The organism is Limosilactobacillus vaginalis DSM 5837 = ATCC 49540, from assembly GCF_000159435.1.
Taxonomy (GTDB): domain Bacteria; phylum Bacillota; class Bacilli; order Lactobacillales; family Lactobacillaceae; genus Limosilactobacillus; species Limosilactobacillus vaginalis.
In genome coordinates this window covers 195,412-212,816 of sequence record NZ_GG693412.1, presented here as the reverse complement: position 1 = coordinate 212,816, position 17,405 = coordinate 195,412, and the positions used below count along the sequence as shown (strand labels likewise).

Genomic DNA, 17,405 nt, shown 5'->3' with positions numbered 1-17,405 from the left:
GCCGAAGCTATTGGCACCTTGATACTTTCTGGGGATTTGCGGGAATTAAGCATACAACTCAGGAACACGGTTACCTTTTCCACGACGAAGAAACCCGTAAGGACTCTGCACAGGTTGCTGGTAAGATTTCCTTCAAGCCAGGTCATCCTGATGTTGAAGCATTTAAATTCTTGAAAAGTCTTACGGATGGTAAAGACGTCACTCCTCGGCAAAGTATTCCAGCACCGGCTCAATTCTATGCCGAATTAGTTCGTGGTGACGAAAACATTGCTGCTTTACGGAAATACTACCCTACCGATGATGAACTCTTCCATGATATTGCAAAAGCCTATCACGGTTTAATCCTGGCACTCTATGATGCAGGCTGCCGCGATGTCAAGATTGATGATTGTACTTGGGGAATGGTCGTTGATGATGAATTCTGGGCAACAATGGCTAAAGCTGGCTTTGACCGGGAAGCACTCGAAAATACCTACCTGAAATTAAACAATGATGCGATCGCGGACCTTCCAGATGATCTAACCGTCACTACTCATATTTGTCGTGGAAATTATCACTCAACCTGGGCTGCTAAGGGTGGTTACGGACCAGTAGCCGATCACCTTTTCGCTAAGGAAAACGTTCAAGCCTTCTATCTCGAATATGACTCTGACCGTGCAGGAAACTTTGAACCATTAGCAAAGGTTCCCGATGACAAGTATGTCGTTCTCGGTTTGGTAACCTCTAAGAGTGGCGACCTCGAAGATCCCCAAACAATCATTGACCGAATCAAGGAAGCTGCTGAATTCCATCCCCTTGATCACCTTTGCCTAAGTACCCAATGTGGTTTTGCTTCAACCGAAGAAGGAAACATCTTAACCGAGGATCAAGAATGGGCAAAGATCAAGCTCGTTAAGCAAATTGCAGAACAGGTTTGGGGCTAGGAGAGTGCGAAGCCGTTAAAAGCTCCCGGATGATAACGATTTCTCTCGACAAAGGCGACTCGCGCCTAGGAGAGAGCCCGTTATCTTGAGGGAGCTTAGGCTGAACACATTTAGGCCCTGCCCAATTAGAAAGTCCCTGACAATCGTTAGCTCTAATGATTGTCAGGGACTTTTATTTTCTATACCAACTTACCAACAACAGGTAAATCTTTTAATACCTTATCTCCATGAGGCGACTCATTATACAGAACATCTGTTAGATCCTGACCGGCCTCATTACCGTGGTGTTTACCACCCTTCCAAGCAGCCTTATTCGAGACATCATAAACTGTTCCAGAAATGGCAACATATGCTGGTTGACCATTTTGTCCATTAAACTTTGCTAATTCTTCGCGAGTAAAAGTCTTTTCTGCCATTAGCTACTGCCTCCTTAGTCAACAAATCTAATTATTTCATTCTCTAATTTGATTATAACACTATCAGGTCTTAAGCACTAATGTTTCGCTTCTGAACTGCCACACCACCAAACACCTTTAAAAAATTTAAGCTGTTATAATAAAGATAATGGTTTGAAAGGAGGTCGTCCATGAAGAAGTTCTTATTGCCGATTTTAGTTAGCATGATGACATTTCTCATTACTATAACTATTACAGATAAACCCATCCAAGCAATGTCGCAAAAGTCATTAAATAACCGCGTCTACCTTGTTACTTTTATCAATTCAAATGGTTACACAACCGCGCATCAATATGTCTTCTTTACTACTAATGGTAAATCTGCTTACGTTAATATAACCGATACTGATCAATCAGGTAAACCAGTAATTACCAAAGATTCCACGAAAGAAGAAAAGGCTGCCCCACGAACAATTAATCGCTATCTCGCTGACCGGACAATCCTTAACAAAGCCACTAGCAAGAAATATTACAAAATTAAGAACAATAAGGTCACAATCGATAATGGACTAATAACAAAGAAATCATCCGGAAAGATTGAAAAGGGTGGTAACCTTGAGAAATTCACTGTTAATTTCCCTGATGGCACTCAAAAATACGACCGTGTTTTATTCCAGATGGCCCAAAAAGATTATCAATATCGATAATTTTACCCAATTCTAAAATAAGGCATCAATGATCTTCTTTTACAGAAGGTCATTGATGCCTTATTTTATTTAACTATCAGCATTAGTTATTTTCATTAAAGCCAATTTGGCTTATCGCCGTCAGTATTAGGTTTATTAACACCGAAATCCTTACGAGCATATGGAGCGGGATCAGCAATAATTTTTGCTACAAAATTACCAATTGACTTTCGTGAAACCTCAGTCCCTTTAAACGCTTCTCCTCGTTCTGTTGTTTCGTAATCAACCTCATCCTTATTTGTTAACCATGCCGGACGAATAATTGTGTAATCAAGATCAGAAGCAGAAATAACATCAGCTGCACTGCGGTAAGTTCCAAGGTAACTATCCTTTTGACCACCACCTAATTCAGCATTGTTCCACTCACCGAACTTACCAGGAACTTCATCATAGATCCCAATTGAGGAAATCCAAACAAGCTGCTTTACTCCATATTTATCCATTGCCTTAACAATATTTTCAGCTTGCTGTTTAATCTCAGGGTTCCGTAAATTAGCATAAACAACATCTGCTTGTGAAACAGCAGCATCCAACTCATCCATTTTTAAAGTATCACCTTTGATAACCTTTTCTCGACCTTCATCTACATTCTTTAAATGTTGCGGGTGACGAGTGAAAAGCAATAGTTCCGCATCACTATTCTTTAATAACGCGTTAATTGCGTGTTGGGCGATTTGGCCAGTTGCGCCTAAAATTAGTACTTGCTTTGTCATTTTATCTTCCTCCTAACCTTTGTTCACTTTTAAGTATAAGGAGATTTGAACTTATTAAAAGTAAGCACTTTTGTGTAAGATAGTTACCCTCAAGTAACATTTACTTGGCAGTCAATCAAAGGCGGTATTTAAAATTTTTTTACTAATCCAGACTAATTGATCCTTCCCCACTCTTGTAGCCCTTCAATTACTGGCTTAAGCTTTTTACCACGTTCCGTTAACGAATACTCTGTTTTAGGTGGAACTACCGGATAAACTGTTTTACTAATTAGGCCATCATGCTCTAGTTCCTTTAACTGTAACGCTAGCATTCGCCGTGAGCACTCAGGGATTAGCTTTTGCAATTCGTTAAATCGGCATCGAGGATGTTCTAAGAGACGAAAAATAATTACACTTTTCCATTTTCCCGAAATTTGTTTGAGCGTCCTTTCGATTGGACACTGTATAGTTTGCTTTGTCATTAACTTCACCCCTTTTGGATTTTAAAGCGATAGGGAAAAATTTTTCCCTTCTTGAAAGCAACTTTTATATAGCTTACTATTAGTAAGTGAAATGTAAACAATAAATTATAAGGAGAAACTACTATGCAATCAACCTTTAATAAAATTAGTGCTAAAAGACGTTCAATTTATGCTCTCGGTGATCAGGTAACTGCTTCTCCTGAAGAAATTTTTGATCTAGTAAAGACAACGGTTCGCAACTCGCCAAGTGCTTTTAATAGTCAAACAGTCCGCGCTGTCATTCTCTTCGGCGAAAAATCAGATAGGGTTTGGCAGATCGTTGAAGATACCCTAAAAGAAATCGTTAAGGATCCAGCAGCTTTCGAAAAAACAAAAGCAAAAATTGCAACTTTCCGTGCTGGTTATGGAACTATTTTATACCTAACTGATACTAAAATTGTTCACCAATTAGAAGAACAGTTCCCAAGTTACGCTGATAACTTCGCTGACTGGTCTGAACAAGCAATTGGTGGTGCCCAACAAGCCGTTTGGACTGCCCTTGCAGAAAATAACATCGGTGCAAGTCTCCAACACTATAACCCACTAATTGATGATGCGATCCATCAAGCATTTAACCTACCTGAAACATGGCAACTCCGCGCCGAAATGCCATTTGGCTCAATCGAATCCCCAGCTAGTGACAAAGACTACCTTGATGAACAAGAAGTCTTCAAATTAATTAAATAGTCGTTACTCCCTCTCTTCCTATTTTCATACTATAATGAAGTTACTGAAGGGAGGATTTTTTTATGACCAAAATGTATAATACCGGTGCTGATTATGCTCTATCAATTATCGGCGGCAAGTGGAAGCCCGTCATCCTTTACCAGTTAGCTAACCACCCGCGGCGGACTGGTGAATTAGTAAAGCAACTCGGTACATCACACAAGGTTCTTAGTGACCAACTTCGCGAACTTAGCGATGCCGGAATCGTTGCCCGCAAGAGTTATAATACTATCCCCCCGCACGTCGAATATAGTCTCACTGATGAAGGAGAAAATCTATATGCTGCTCTTCGTTACCTTAACTATTGGGGAGAACAACAAGTGGCAGATAATCCAAACGTCAAGATTATGTGCACTGACAAGATGAAGGAACTCAGTCAAGAGGGTCTTTGCGTTATTACCAAGCAACACCTCCATCACTGGAAGCAAGAAATTGTTAAAAAGTAATCAATAAAAACAGCGGAAGTTCTGATAACTGAATCTTCCGCTATTTTACGTTAACCTAATCCCGGTCATAAATTAGGTGAACTCCACCATCACCTAGCTTTTTCGTTTGAGTAACATGGAAGCGCTGATTAACAAATTTCCCTAACGTGTCAAAGGTTCCCTTCTTCTTTGAATCACCTGAAATATACGGAGCGATTACTAACGAAATCTGATCCACTAATCCAGCTTTGAGAAAGGCCCCATTAATTAACGCGCCGCCACCCAGAACCATTGTTTTAATATCAAAATATTTTTTCAACTTGCCCAATGATTCGGCTAAGTTGATCTCTCGTTCACCACAAACTAAGTATGGGATCTCCATTGATTGGAGAAAGGCAAGGTAGTTTCTCGATGCTTGCTTGGTAACAACCTCAATTGCCCGGTTCTTTCTACCGGCATATGGAAAGTAGTTTTTCTCCCACCCAGCACGGCCACGGCGATCGTAACTAACATCCCAAGTTGGCGACTGAATTCCTTCTGGCACCCAGTCACCATACTCAATTTTTTGACCATCATATTTACTTAGGTCCAGCTTCCCCTTAGCAGCATACATCACGATCGTGTTACTCCCGTTAGCATTGGCACTGCCAAGTTTGAATAGTTGATAGTCATAATAGTCACCAGAAATTTTATCTCCCAGCAGGCCATCCCAATCACCATCGATCTTTCCATCAATTGACATGTACATATGAATAATAACTTTTGCTCGATCCATTATCGTCCACTTCCTTTACAACCAGTTTACTCCTGTTAAACATCATTTAAAACGGTCAGTGTTTCATATGAAACACTGACCGTTAATTATTATCCATTAAATTTTTTCAAGTTCTTCCAAGCAATCACTCCAACCAAGATTCCAGCAAACAAACCAACAAGTATCGAGCCGATAATTACGGTAAGAACCAGTGCGTAGTTCCAATTGAGTGAATAGCTCTGGTAAATAATTATTAAACCAATACATTCAATTAAGACAAAAATAATTCCAGTAATAATACCACGTCTAATGGCTATTTTTCGCTTTTCTTTCAGTTCGCCCGAATCAACCTCATTTACTAACACTTTCTGCCGGATAGCAATAATGTAAAAGTACCAGGTAACAATAATAAATAAGGCGAATAAACTAATAATCGCGAACCAAAAGGCTATCTGGTAGGTAGTAACTAATGCCAAGAGAACCGCAATACATAGTAAAGCTGGCGTAACTAAAGTTAAGATTAAATAAGCTGAATTACCAAGGTGATCTAGCTGCTTTTCTTGGTATTCATCAATTGGGCCACTGATTCCGTATGAAAATTTAAGAAGACTATTACGTAGTTTTTCTTTTGTCATTTTGATTCCTCCCAAAAAAGTGAGTTTAGATCTGTTTTTAATGCAATTGCTAACTTCCGACATAATTCCAGTGATGGGTTATACTTATCACTTTCAATTAAACTAATTGTTTGGCGCGCAACCCCGATCTCTTTTGCCAATTCAAATTGTGACAATTGCTGCTTCTTCCTAAATTGACGGACGCGATTCAATAATTACTCACTCCTCTATTTGTCATATATAAATGACATTTGTTGGTATTATCTTACTAAGTTCATTTTTGTTTTGTCAACTATATATGACAAAAAATAGACTGGTGAGGAAATTAACTTTTTCTCACCAGTCATTACTAGCCTTTCAACATTAAACAATTCAATTGTAAAAATTAATGATTACTTACGGCACTATTCAACTTTCGCCGATTGAAGAAGTAAATCAAAAGGATTAATGGTACGGTAACAAGCATTACTGGATAGAACCATTTTACCGGCATCGTACTATCAATAATCCCACCAAGAACTGGACCAAGCGTCATTCCAATATCTAACCCTAAAAAGAAGGTCGAACTAGCTAATCCTCGTTCGTCATCTGGTGCGAGCATCATCGCAGTTGATTGACAAACCGAATAAATCAGACCATAACCAAAGGCCATCCCCGCAGCTGCCAATGCCATTTCAAAGTTAGTTTTCATGATCGTTAGCATAATTAAGTAGAAAACTGTTGCTACTGTACTAGTAACTAGCCAGGGACCAAAACGGACCGTATCAAATTGGTTTCTTAGGAAGAGCCGAATTGCTAGTAAAACCACTGCGTAAATCAAGAAGTACGAACCAACAGCAATCGGTAAGTGACGTTGTTCAGTATAAGCAACAATGTCCGCTTGGGTTGCAAAGTACGGAATTGCAAATAATGCCGTTAAAGCCGCAACTGGTAACGAATCACGTTGAATAATCTTAATATGAAGTTTCTTTTTCTTTCCTGATTGTGATTGAGGAACTGGTTTCGGTTTAGCCCGGTTACTAACAAACTGAACTGTAATTACCACCATTAACGCTGATAAGGCCGAAATAACGATGGCATCCCGATACCCAATTATCCGGTAAAGGTTAATTGACACTGCTGGAGCAAAGGCCATTGCCAAAGCATTCATCAGACCATAAAAACTCATTGCTTCACCAACATGGTTAAATGGAACCAGGTATGAAAGCCAGGTAGTCATACATACGGTACAAAGGACATACCCTAAACCATTAATTAATCGAAAGAACAATAGTAAGCCACTATTAGGAGTAATTACATAGCCCATTACCCCAAGGAAACACAACGCGCCACCAATGAATGATAGTGAATACTTCGAAAAGTGGTCGGTCAAGTTCCCCGCAATCGGTCTGAGGAACATTGCGACAATACTCATCATCCCCACAATAATCCCGGCAAACGCACTTGAAGCTCCTAATTCTTGTGCATAACCGTTAATTAACGGATTACAGTACATATTACTAAAAATGAAGAAAAACGATGCTGCCATTACCAGGACAACATCCTTTGTGAAGATCGATTCTTTTTTCTGCTTTACCACGATTTAACCAACTTCTTTCTCTCTAAACTTCTCTTATAGCAATAATCATACCGCAAACGATAGTTAATTTTTTAAAGAAAAATAAATCGCCAATGAGTTTTCTCATTAAGCGATTCATTCAGTAGCAAATTATCTTTTATTATTTTTAATGTACTAGAGCTAGTATTCTACTATCACAGAGCCTAGATCGGTTCGCCGTGACCGCAACCTCCGCCTAGTTATCCCGTCCTTGATTGCAAGACAATCATCGTCCGGGATTTTCTAGTGCTCGGTTGCTAATTCGTCACGGCTCACACTCTTTTCTACTGCAGCGAATCCCATGCTTTCAGGATGACTGGTTCGCTGTCAGCGAGCTTTTTGAGGTCGTCGTTAAGGTACTTCTTGTTGATTACGGCTTCGTAGGTGTACTCTTCAAACCAGTCTTGGGTCATTACAAAGTAGCCATTATCACCATTATCCTTGCCCCAGCTGTTTTCGAGCTTCCACCGGGTTGGTTCACCATTTTGAAGATCAAAACCGGTCAAGGTCATAGCATGAGATACCATCGCTTGCTTAGATTCAAGCCGATCCTTCTTATCCATTACGAAATCAACATCTAACAATTGAGCACGTTGGAACAGCTTAGCGTCCATCAATCCCCGCTTCCGGTCCATTTGTTGAAGGACATCATTACCAACCCAAACGGTCTCGCCCGCCTTCAATTGTTTCATCGCTGTTTCTTGAAGGTCCTTGAACGGAACATTAACAAACTTAATTGGGATGCCCCCAGCAACACTATCTTGAGTTGGCATTGCGTAAACTTTGTTGTATTCGTGATCAGGAGCATTGGTAATTACAACGTAATCATCAAGGTTCGTGTCAAAATACTCACGGTAGAACTTCAGTGGTGTTAGACCGAGAACTTGATGGAACTTCTTGTCATCATCGCGGAATTCCAGATCAAACTTTGTCGGCGGTTCACCAAAGGAGTAAGCAGCAACCTTATAAACATCGGCCATCATCCGTTGTTGTGCTTCTGCCAATTCCTTTTCGTCTGCACCATCATTAACCATGTGCCGTAATTCTAATGCATCTTTCCGCATTAAGTAATTCATTACTTCAGCGACATCACTAGTGTCACGGGTATTGTGCGTATCAGGCATTACATATTCTGGAACAACACCGTACTTCTCAATGATTGAAGCTGCATTGGCCCATTGACCACCATCATTCAAGGCAAAACTCAAGTAGAAGTCAACGGTCCGGTCATGAAGTGGCTTCTTTGCGGTTTCAATAATCTTTTGGAAGTACATGTTTGCCCGTTCAATCCGGTCCCAGAAGAACAGGTAGTTTTGTGAAAGTTCAAAATCCTTAAAGTTATACTTCTTGGCAAACTTGTGCCGCATTGTATTTAAGGTTGCAAATGACCAGCACCGGCCACTGTGCCGCTGGTTACTTGGCTTCCCGGTTTTAATTTCATAGGAAAATGCTCTGTGAAGGCGTTGACTAGCGGTAGGGTCTTCACTGGCATTCTTAATCCCATTCTTTTGAACAGCACGAGCGATTACTTCCGCATCTTTTCGCGCATGAAAAACTTTTTGGTACTTTTTAACCATTTCTGTGGTTAAATGCTTTTCTTCTGTCACAATAATCCCTTCTTTTACAAATCTTTTCAGTGACTATTACTCTTTAATCATAACTCACTTTTTCGTTAACCGTCTATTAATTGCCCCAGAAGTGTTATCGCTTCCTTGAATTATAACGAACGGTTAAAATTAGGATAGTAATACCAAAGGAGGAATTACCATGAGTAAAGTATTTGTTGCTGGTGGTTCAGGCCGGGTTGCCACTGAACTAATTAAGGATCTTATTAAAGATGGTAATGAAGTAGTTGCTGGTTCTCGTAATCCAGAAAAAATCGTTAAACTTGACGGTGTCTCTGCAGTCAAGCTTGATCTTCATGCAGAAGTTAACGAAATTGCTAAGGTTATGGATGGGTGTGACGTAGTTTACTTTGTTGCTGGCTCCAGAGGAAAAGATCTCCTTCAGACGGACGCATTTGGTGCCGTTAAAACAATGATGGCTGCGGAACGTGACGGAATTGAACGTTACATCATGTTAAGTTCAATGTACGCACTCCAGCCGCAAATGTGGTCTAAGTACAAAGCTCTGGCTGCGATTACCGACTATAATATTGCTAAGTTCTTTGCAGATAATTACCTGATCCATAACACTAAGCTAGCTTACACAATCGTCCAACCTGCATCCCTCACTGACGAGCCGGGAACTGGTATGGTAACCCTCGGTGAAGGTGATGACACTACTAACCCCATTCCTGATGTTGCCAAGGTTCTTACTGATACTCTCAAATACAAGGACACTATCGGTCACATTATCATGATGCGCTCGGGGAAGACTCCAATTGAGGATACCTTGAGTAATATTGATGATCCTGTTGCTTACAACAACGCTGGCTTGGCTGATTAAACTTCTAAAGACCGTTTTAATACAACAATTATTAGCTAAACTGATAATTGTTGTATTTTGTTATAATGTATTCGCTTACATAAAAATTTGAATAACAAATACATTATTGGAGTTGATGAAGATGGATAACCGTAAGCTGATTCATTCTGGGGACATCTATTCACCAGAAGATCCTGCAATCCTTGCTGAACAAACCCAAGCAATGCTGCCAATGTATGAATATAACCAGACTCTTCCTACTGAGGGGAAGAAACGACAGACATTACTCAAAAAAATGTTTGCGAAAGTTGGCAAAGATTGTTATATCGAACCGCCATTTCATGCAAATTGGGGTGGTCACCACATTAAACTTGGTAACCATGTCTACGCAAATTTCAACCTTACAATTGCTGATGATACCTATGTAACCATTGGCGATAATACAATGATTGGGCCAAACGTCACTATGTCGTCTGCCGCTCACCCAATCCTTCCTGAACTACGAAAACAGGGTTACCAATATAACCTCCCCATCAAAATCGGCAACAATTGCTGGTTGGGGGCTGGAATTATTATTCTCCCCGGTGTTACCATTGGCGACAACTCTGTCATTGGTGCTGGCGCTGTCGTCACCCGTGATATTCCGGCAAATGTTGTTGCAATGGGCGTTCCAGCTAAAGTTTCTCGGCAAATTTCTGAACACGATCGGAAATTTTATTACCGTGATCGGAAAATTAATCCCCAACTTTTAAAATAAGATTAATGATTCACAAAGTCCGGGTCAAATACTTGCGGCTCCTCTTTTTTCTCGCTAAACTAGTACAGTAATTTTATTTTGTGGGGAGAAATAATTGATGGAAAAAGTTTACATTGTTGCAGCTCAACGGACACCAATCGGTAAGTTTGGTGGGGCCCTTTCATCAAAGTCAGCAATTGATTTAGGGGCAACTGTAATTAAAGATGCGGTGCACAAAGCTAGCATTTCTGCCAAGCAGGTTGATCAAGTCTTAATGGGGAATGTTCTCCAAGCTGGTGCTGGACAAAATCCTGCCCGTCAAGCTGCCATCGCTGCTGGGTTGGATCAAGCAACTCCAGCAATTACAATCAATGATGTCTGTGGTTCGGGACTATCCAGCATTATTCTTGGTGTCTCACTGATTCAGTCTGAACAGGCCCAGGTGATTGTTGCTGGTGGAATGGAAAGCATGTCTCGTGCCCCATACGTTCTTTTAAATGCCCGTCATGGTTATAAATTCGGGAATGGTGAGCTGGTAGATACCATGCAGAACGATGCTCTCCAAGATGCCTGGGGTGGCTACGCAATGGGTATTACCGCTGAAAATGTTAACGAACGCTATCATATTGCTCGTTACCAACAAGACGAATTTGCTCTTCACAGTCACCAAAAGGCTGTCCAAGCACAGCAAGACCATGCTTTTGACGCTGAAATCACCCCAGTCAACGTCACTATCCACCACCAAGATACCGCAATTGATACTGACGAAGCACCCCGAGCCAACACTTCTCTGGCCGCTCTCCAGGGATTGAAACCAGCTTTCAAAAAGGATGGTTCAGTTACGGCAGGAAATGCTTCTGGATTAAATGATGGTGCTGCTGCAGTCATTCTTGTTAGTGAATCAGCAGTTAAGAAGTATCACCTGACCCCACTGGCAGAATGGCAGACTTCCGCTACTATTGGCCTTGATCCTGCAGTAATGGGACTTGGCCCATATTACGCCATCAATAAGTTATTTGCTCAAACCGGCCTTGATAAAGATGCCGTTGATCTTTTTGAGTTAAATGAAGCCTTTGCCGGACAATCAATTGCCTGCGAGCAACTACTAAAACTAGATGATCATAAGGTTAATCCTCGTGGTGGTGCAATCGCCCTTGGCCATCCGGTCGGCTGTTCAGGAGCCCGAATTGTTGTTACCCTTGTCCACGAAATGCAGGATCTGCAAAAGCAAACTGGGATTGCCTCCCTCTGCGTTGGTGGCGGAATGGGGATCGCTGCTTTACTGAAGCTACCTAATTAACAAGCGTTTTACCTAACCCTTCCCACCTTTCGTTGTACAATAAAATAAATGGTTACTAGGTAAGCTTATTTTGTAATTATTAGGCTTACCTAGTAATTACTTTTGTTATTATTTCATGACAAATAGAAAGAGGATGAAGTTTTGCTTTCATCTGTAAGTCAATTTTTCAATGCTTTTGGCGCTACCGTTGTGGTACCAATCATGATTTTCATCATCGCCCTTTTTCTTCGGGTTAAACTAAAGACTGCGGCAATGTCTGCCTTGTATGCTGGAGTTGGGCTAACGGGGTTCTCCTGGATTATTGGTGAGTTTACTCCAGTTGTCACTAAAATCATCCACCAAATGGTCAACAATGTCGGCATCAAGCTTCCAGTGGTCGATATTGGCTGGCAAGCAGGTTCCCTGGCGAGTTTTAACTCCTCAGTTGGTCTTGCTTTCTTTGTCTTCGGCCTTATTGCAGAATTTATTCTCTTCGCGGTTGGAGTCACGAAGGTCTTTATGCCCTCTAACTTATGGAATAACTTTGGCTTTATGATTTGGGGAACACTTGCCTATTACGCTACCCATAATTTTTGGTTAGCAATGGGATTATCATTTTTCATGCTTCTCTATACTCTTGAGTTAGCTGAAGTCCAAGCAGATCGTTGGTCATCTTACTACCAGATTAAGAATACAACGGTTTGTGCCGCTCAAAATATTGTCCAAACAGTTCCCGCAATTTTATTGGATCCGCTCTGGAATATACTGGGCTTCAATAAAGTTCATTTAACTCCCAAAACCTTTCAACAAAAGTTTGGTGTTTTTGGTCAGCCAACTACTCTTGGGGCAATCCTCGGTCTGCTAATTGGGATTCTTGGCAACCTTAATCGGCTCGCTAGTTACCATGCTTGGGGTCAAATCTTTCAATTTGCCGTTCAATTAGCAGCTGTAATGACTATTTTTCCGTTAGTTACTGACGTCTTTGCTAAAGCGTTTAAACCACTGGCTAATAGCATTGATCAACAACGGAAAACCGCAGCTAATACTCAACACATTACCGATCCCCTCAACGACCGTAAGCGCTGGTTTCTTGCGGTAGATGACGGCGTTGGGTATGGCGAATCAGCAACGATTATTTCAGGAATTATTTTAATTCCAATTATGGTCGTAATTGCCTTTATTCTGCCGGGCAATCGTACTTTACCAGTTGTTGATCTAATTGCCCTGCCCTTTATGGTCGAGTCTATCGTTGCGATCACTAACGGGAACATTCTCAAAGTCATCGCCAACGGAATAGTCTGGTTCAGTATCGGCCTATACTGCTCTAGCTGGCTAGCTTCAATTTATACTGGAGCCATTTCTCACTACGGAGCCGCTATTCCTGCCGGGATTATTCTTGTAACAAGTTTTAATTTGATGGCCCGGCCACTTAATGCGGTCGTGTTTGCTGCTTTTGTTTCGCAAGACCCGCTTTGGATCGGTTTATGTATTTTGGTTTACCTACTGTTGCTATTCTGCCTTCGTCGCTATCGATCCCAAATTTGGCACTACCTCAAACGAATGGCAGATAAAAATACTATTAATCCATCAAAGGAGTAACCTAAAATGTCAAAATTTAATTTAAAAAACACTGTAATTGCTGGAACTGCTGCTGGGGTAATCTCTGGGCTTGTTAAACTCGGCTGGGAAAATATTCTCCCACCAAGAACCCCAGAACGGGACAAGGTTAATCCACCCCAAACTCTGCTTCAACAACTCGGGGTTCCCGCTAAACTTACTCAAGCTACTTATACATACTCTGGGCAACAACTTCCTTGGGTATCATACCTAGTTCACTTTGGCTTCTCGATTTCCTTTGCGACTGCCTATGCTGCCCTACTAGAAAAGAAGGTTAAATTACTAACCCTTGGTGAAGGAATTCCATTTGGGATCGCTGTTTGGGTTGCCTTTCACTTAGTAATTATGCCCGCAATGAAGACTGTTCCTGATGCTAAAGATCAGCCTTTTGAAGAACACCTTTCCGAAAGTCTTGGTCACGCAATTTGGATGTGGACTAACCACGAAATTGCTGATGAAGTATTGAGACAGTTAAATAAATAATATCACCCACACTGATCATCATTTAACTGAAAAAACTTTGATACTTTTTCAGTTAAAACAGTGAAAATAATAAAATCTTCTTTACGCTATTGCGACTAATTGACTAAGAGAGCTAGTCTAAAAATAGCTTATGGCAAATTTTATTATTGGGGGATTTAATAATGAAAAATCTGAAAAAATTAGCTATTTCTGGTACTACTCTTGTTGCTGCAATGACTATGGGGGTTGCTACGATTAGCTCCACTGCACACGCTGAATCATACCAAAACTTGGAAAACTACTGGAAAGCTACTTATCCAGATAGTAAGGTTGATTTTGTCACTGCTGCCAAGCAAGGCAACGGTGATGCCTGGCGGTTAACTACTCAACTAGATGGTTACAAGGCAAACAACAATGTCCAGCAAAGTAATAGTCAATCTGTTACTAATAATAATTCACAAGTACAGGCACAAAATTCAGCTGCTACTACCGCTTCTAGTTCAACCACAGCTAATACCCAACAACCAACCTATGTTGCAACTAAGTCAAACAGTGGAATGAAGACTTTACCACAAACTGGTAACAACAATGGTGAAGCAGTGGCCGCTACTGGGCTTGGATTGACTTCCCTTGCTTCAATGTTTGGTTTTGGCTTATTAAAGCGCCGTTTTAACTAATTAACTGAATATTTGAAAGTATCCTGAAAGAGGCAGAGAAAAGATGAAATTTTTCCTGTCTCTTGTCTTTTTTCAAGAAATTTTTAAAAAGTGGTTGCAATTTCTAAAAATTCAGTTAGAATACAATTAAAGATTTACAAAAGCGATGAGAAAGACGAGTAAATAATTTTCAGTCTCACAGTGAGTCGGTGATAGTGGGAGACCGATAGCACCTGGATTATTGAAAAACACTTTTTCCATGCTACTAACCCAAATAACCTCGTTTAAAGTAGGCTTAGTCGTCACCGGTACGTTATCTCGCCGGGAGAGTATTCTTGTACTCGATAAGATGGTCTAATAATATTTTAGACAATTTGGGTGGTACCGCGGAACAAAAGCCTTTCGTCCCTTAGATTTTGGGGATGAAGGGCTTTTTTATTTATCCTCGATTCTAAGCATATTAAGGAGTTGCTAATTATGAGTTTAATTATTCCAAAGGATTACGATCCAAAATTGTCTATTCGTGATACAGAGGCTGCCATCCGGTTCATTCGTGAAAACTTCCAGGATGAATTTGGTCAAGAACTACACTTACAACGGATGTCGGCACCAATGTTTGTTGATAAGAGCACCGGATTGAACGATAACCTTAACGGGATTGAAAAGCCAGTTTCCTTCGATATGAAGGGAATGCCAGGTGAAACAATTGAAGTCGTTCATTCTCTTGCTAAGTGGAAACGATTAGCATTAAAGAAGTACGGTTTCGGTCTTCACGAAGGTCTCTACACCAACATGAACGCCATCCGGAAAGATGAAGACTTAGATAACTTCCACTCCATTTATGTTGACCAATGGGACTGGGAAAAGATCATCACTAAGGAAGAACGGACTGAACAAACCTTGAAGGCAACCGTTCGCCAAATCTTCAAGGTTATTAAGCGGATTGAAAAGGAATTATGGTACCTTTATCCTGATGCTGTTTACCAATTGCCAGATGATATTCATTTTGTTACTACCCAAGAGCTTGAAGACCGGTGGCCAGACCTCACCCCAATGGAACGGGAAGATAAAATTGCCAAGGAAATGGGCGCTGTCTTCGTTATGAAGATTGGGGACAAGTTGAAGCGTTCTGGTAAGCCTCACGATGGCCGGGCACCCGACTACGATGACTGGAGTCTTAACGGTGACATTATTTTCTGGTACAAGCCTCTCCAAAAGAAGCTTGAAATTTCTAGCATGGGAATTCGGGTTAGTCCAGAATCAATGAAGTACCAACTCGAACAAGCTGGTGCTACCGACCGGGAAAAATTACCATTCCATAAGATGTTGCTCAATGGCGAATTACCATATACAATTGGTGGAGGAATTGGTCAATCTCGGCTCTGCATGCTCTTGCTTGGTAAGGCTCATGTGGGTGAAGTTCAAGCAAGTATCTGGCCAAAAGAGATGCTTAAAAAGTGTGAGGCTGCACACATTCAAATTCTATAAAAAATAATTGATTAAGGGAGAGTATTAAAGTGGAAACAATTACAATTAGTCAAGCCCCTCAACACGTTGGGGAAACTGTCAAGATTGGTGTTTGGTTAACTGATAAGCGGTCTAGTGGGAAGATCGCCTTCTTACAGTTACGTGACGGAACCGGCTTCTTCCAAGGGATTATCCGGAAAAATGATATTGATGAAGCTAAGTTTGATTCTGCCAAGCATGATCTTCACCAAGAAACCAGTTTTTGGGTAACTGGTGAAATCGCTGAAGATAAGCGGTCAAAGTTCGGTTACGAAATCCACATCAAGGACTTTGAAATCGTTAGTGAAAGCGAAGATTACCCAATCGGTAACAAGGAACACGGGATTGAATTCTTACTTGATCACCGTCACTTATGGCTCCGTTCTCGTAAGCCATGGGCATTGATGCGGATCCGGAGCCGGGTTAAGCTTGCCACAATGGAATTCTTTGACAAGCACGGCTTTACTCAATTCGATGCTCCAATCTTAACTTCATCAGCTCCTGAAGGAACTACTGAATTGTTTGATGTTAAGTACTTTGATACTGATGCCTACCTATCACAATCAGGTCAGTTGTATGGTGAAGCTGGAGCAATGGCCCTTGGCAAGATCTACACAATGGGACCAACTTTCCGAGCTGAAAAATCAAAGACCCGTCGTCACATGACAGAATTCTGGATGATCGAACCAGAAATGGCTTGGATGCACCAAGATGAAAGTCTTAAGATCCAAGAACAATACGTTGCTTACCTTGTTCAAGACTTGATCGACCACTGTACACAAGAATTAGAAATGGTTGGTCGTTCGGTTGAAAGTTTGAAGCCATTTACCGAATTACCTTACCCACGAATCACTTACAAGAAGGCAATCGAAATGCTTCAAGAAGGTGGCTTCGATTCTAAGTACGGCGATGACTTTGGTTCACCTGAAGAAACATACTTAGCTGACCAATTTAACAAGCCGGTCTTCATTATGAACTACCCACGGGCAATTAAGGCCTTCTATATGCCAACTGATCCCGAAGATGACCGTCAAGTTATCTGTGCTGACTTACTTGCACCAGAAGGATACGGTGAAATTATTGGTGGTTCAGAACGTTCATACGACTATGAATACATCACTAACAAGCTTGAAGAAAACGGCTTAAGCAAGGAAGATTACGGTTGGTACGACGACTTGCGGAAGTTTGGTTCAGTTCCTCACTCCGGATTCGGAATGGGTCTTGAACGGTTCCTCTCCTGGATCACTCTCCAAGAGCACATCCGGGAAAACATTCCGTTCCCACGGATGATTAATCGGTTGCGTCCATAATAATTAGAGTGCCTTCGTC

Annotated in this window: 20 protein-coding genes and 1 other annotated feature; of the genes, 12 read left to right on the top strand and 8 right to left on the bottom strand. The window is 41.1% G+C overall.

Annotated features, from left to right (window positions below):
- On the top strand, positions 1-923 hold a 923-nt coding region (locus HMPREF0549_RS00955; protein ID WP_003716371.1), incomplete at its 5' end, for a 5-methyltetrahydropteroyltriglutamate--homocysteine S-methyltransferase.
- 179 nt (positions 924-1,102) lie between these two features.
- Here HMPREF0549_RS00955 and HMPREF0549_RS00950 read toward each other — a convergent pair.
- Complete coding sequence (locus HMPREF0549_RS00950) at positions 1,103-1,339, bottom strand: cytochrome b5 domain-containing protein (RefSeq protein WP_003716370.1); 237 nt, start codon at positions 1,337-1,339, stop codon at positions 1,103-1,105.
- Positions 1,340-1,509: 170 nt separating this feature from the next.
- Here HMPREF0549_RS00950 and HMPREF0549_RS00945 point away from each other — a divergent pair, with 170 nt between their 5' ends.
- On the top strand, positions 1,510-2,025 hold the full coding sequence (locus HMPREF0549_RS00945; protein ID WP_003716368.1) for a hypothetical protein: 516 nt from the start codon (positions 1,510-1,512) through the stop codon (positions 2,023-2,025).
- A gap of 95 nt (positions 2,026-2,120) precedes the next feature.
- Here the strand turns inward: HMPREF0549_RS00945 and HMPREF0549_RS00940 are convergent, their stop codons facing one another.
- Positions 2,121-2,777, bottom strand: coding sequence for an SDR family oxidoreductase (locus tag HMPREF0549_RS00940; protein WP_003716367.1), 657 nt, complete (start codon positions 2,775-2,777; stop codon positions 2,121-2,123).
- Between the two features lie 152 nt (positions 2,778-2,929).
- Complete coding sequence (locus HMPREF0549_RS00935; protein WP_003716366.1) at positions 2,930-3,238, bottom strand: winged helix-turn-helix transcriptional regulator; 309 nt, start codon at positions 3,236-3,238, stop codon at positions 2,930-2,932.
- Positions 3,239-3,361: 123 nt separating this feature from the next.
- Between HMPREF0549_RS00935 and HMPREF0549_RS00930 the strand changes: the two genes are divergently transcribed.
- The gene (locus HMPREF0549_RS00930) at positions 3,362-3,964 is read left to right on the top strand and encodes a nitroreductase family protein (RefSeq protein WP_003716365.1); all 603 of its coding nucleotides are present in this window, start codon (positions 3,362-3,364) and stop codon (positions 3,962-3,964) included.
- Positions 3,965-4,026: 62 nt separating this feature from the next.
- Entirely contained in the window at positions 4,027-4,449 is a 423-nt protein-coding gene (locus HMPREF0549_RS00925; protein WP_003716364.1) for a winged helix-turn-helix transcriptional regulator, read from the top strand.
- Between the two features lie 55 nt (positions 4,450-4,504).
- On the opposite strand, the gene HMPREF0549_RS00920 is transcribed toward HMPREF0549_RS00925, so the two are convergent.
- From HMPREF0549_RS00920 to HMPREF0549_RS00900, 5 genes are all read right to left on the bottom strand, one after another.
- Positions 4,505-5,203, bottom strand: a complete 699-nt coding sequence (locus tag HMPREF0549_RS00920) for a dihydrofolate reductase family protein (RefSeq protein ID WP_003716363.1) — start codon at positions 5,201-5,203, stop codon at positions 4,505-4,507.
- Positions 5,204-5,292: 89 nt separating this feature from the next.
- Positions 5,293-5,817, bottom strand: coding sequence for a DUF3278 domain-containing protein (locus HMPREF0549_RS00915; protein ID WP_040530625.1), 525 nt, complete (start codon positions 5,815-5,817; stop codon positions 5,293-5,295).
- A complete protein-coding gene (locus HMPREF0549_RS00910; protein WP_003716362.1) occupies positions 5,814-6,008 on the bottom strand; it encodes a helix-turn-helix transcriptional regulator in 195 nt (64 codons plus the stop codon). Before HMPREF0549_RS00910 ends, HMPREF0549_RS00915 begins: the two co-directional genes overlap by 4 nt.
- A gap of 173 nt (positions 6,009-6,181) precedes the next feature.
- Entirely contained in the window at positions 6,182-7,324 is a 1,143-nt protein-coding gene (locus tag HMPREF0549_RS00905) for an MFS transporter (RefSeq protein WP_050754843.1), read from the bottom strand.
- Between the two features lie 353 nt (positions 7,325-7,677).
- Positions 7,678-9,000, bottom strand: coding sequence for a C1 family peptidase (locus tag HMPREF0549_RS00900; protein WP_003716360.1), 1,323 nt, complete (start codon positions 8,998-9,000; stop codon positions 7,678-7,680).
- 160 nt (positions 9,001-9,160) lie between these two features.
- Between HMPREF0549_RS00900 and HMPREF0549_RS00895 the strand changes: the two genes are divergently transcribed.
- From HMPREF0549_RS00895 to asnS, 8 genes are all read left to right on the top strand, one after another.
- On the top strand, positions 9,161-9,841 hold the full coding sequence (locus HMPREF0549_RS00895; RefSeq protein ID WP_003716359.1) for an NAD(P)H-binding protein: 681 nt from the start codon (positions 9,161-9,163) through the stop codon (positions 9,839-9,841).
- 115 nt (positions 9,842-9,956) lie between these two features.
- The gene (locus HMPREF0549_RS00890) at positions 9,957-10,577 is read left to right on the top strand and encodes a sugar O-acetyltransferase (protein WP_003716358.1); all 621 of its coding nucleotides are present in this window, start codon (positions 9,957-9,959) and stop codon (positions 10,575-10,577) included.
- Between the two features lie 97 nt (positions 10,578-10,674).
- Positions 10,675-11,856 carry a thiolase family protein gene (locus tag HMPREF0549_RS00885; RefSeq protein WP_003716357.1) on the top strand — a complete coding sequence of 394 codons (1,182 nt, stop codon included), beginning with the start codon at positions 10,675-10,677 and terminating at the stop codon, positions 11,854-11,856.
- Between the two features lie 141 nt (positions 11,857-11,997).
- Entirely contained in the window at positions 11,998-13,434 is a 1,437-nt protein-coding gene (locus HMPREF0549_RS00880; RefSeq protein ID WP_003716356.1) for a PTS transporter subunit IIC, read from the top strand.
- A 6-nt stretch (positions 13,435-13,440) separates the two neighbouring features.
- Entirely contained in the window at positions 13,441-13,935 is a 495-nt protein-coding gene (locus HMPREF0549_RS00875; RefSeq protein WP_003716355.1) for a DUF1440 domain-containing protein, read from the top strand.
- 161 nt (positions 13,936-14,096) lie between these two features.
- Positions 14,097-14,591 carry an LPXTG cell wall anchor domain-containing protein gene (locus tag HMPREF0549_RS00870; RefSeq protein ID WP_003716354.1) on the top strand — a complete coding sequence of 165 codons (495 nt, stop codon included), beginning with the start codon at positions 14,097-14,099 and terminating at the stop codon, positions 14,589-14,591.
- Positions 14,592-14,727: 136 nt separating this feature from the next.
- Positions 14,728-14,983 (top strand) — a binding site (T-box leader).
- A gap of 64 nt (positions 14,984-15,047) precedes the next feature.
- Entirely contained in the window at positions 15,048-16,058 is a 1,011-nt protein-coding gene (asnA, locus tag HMPREF0549_RS00865; protein WP_003716353.1) for an aspartate--ammonia ligase, read from the top strand.
- 29 nt (positions 16,059-16,087) lie between these two features.
- A complete protein-coding gene (asnS, locus tag HMPREF0549_RS00860; RefSeq protein ID WP_003716352.1) occupies positions 16,088-17,386 on the top strand; it encodes an asparagine--tRNA ligase in 1,299 nt (432 codons plus the stop codon).
- Positions 17,387-17,405: the final 19 nt, after the last annotated feature.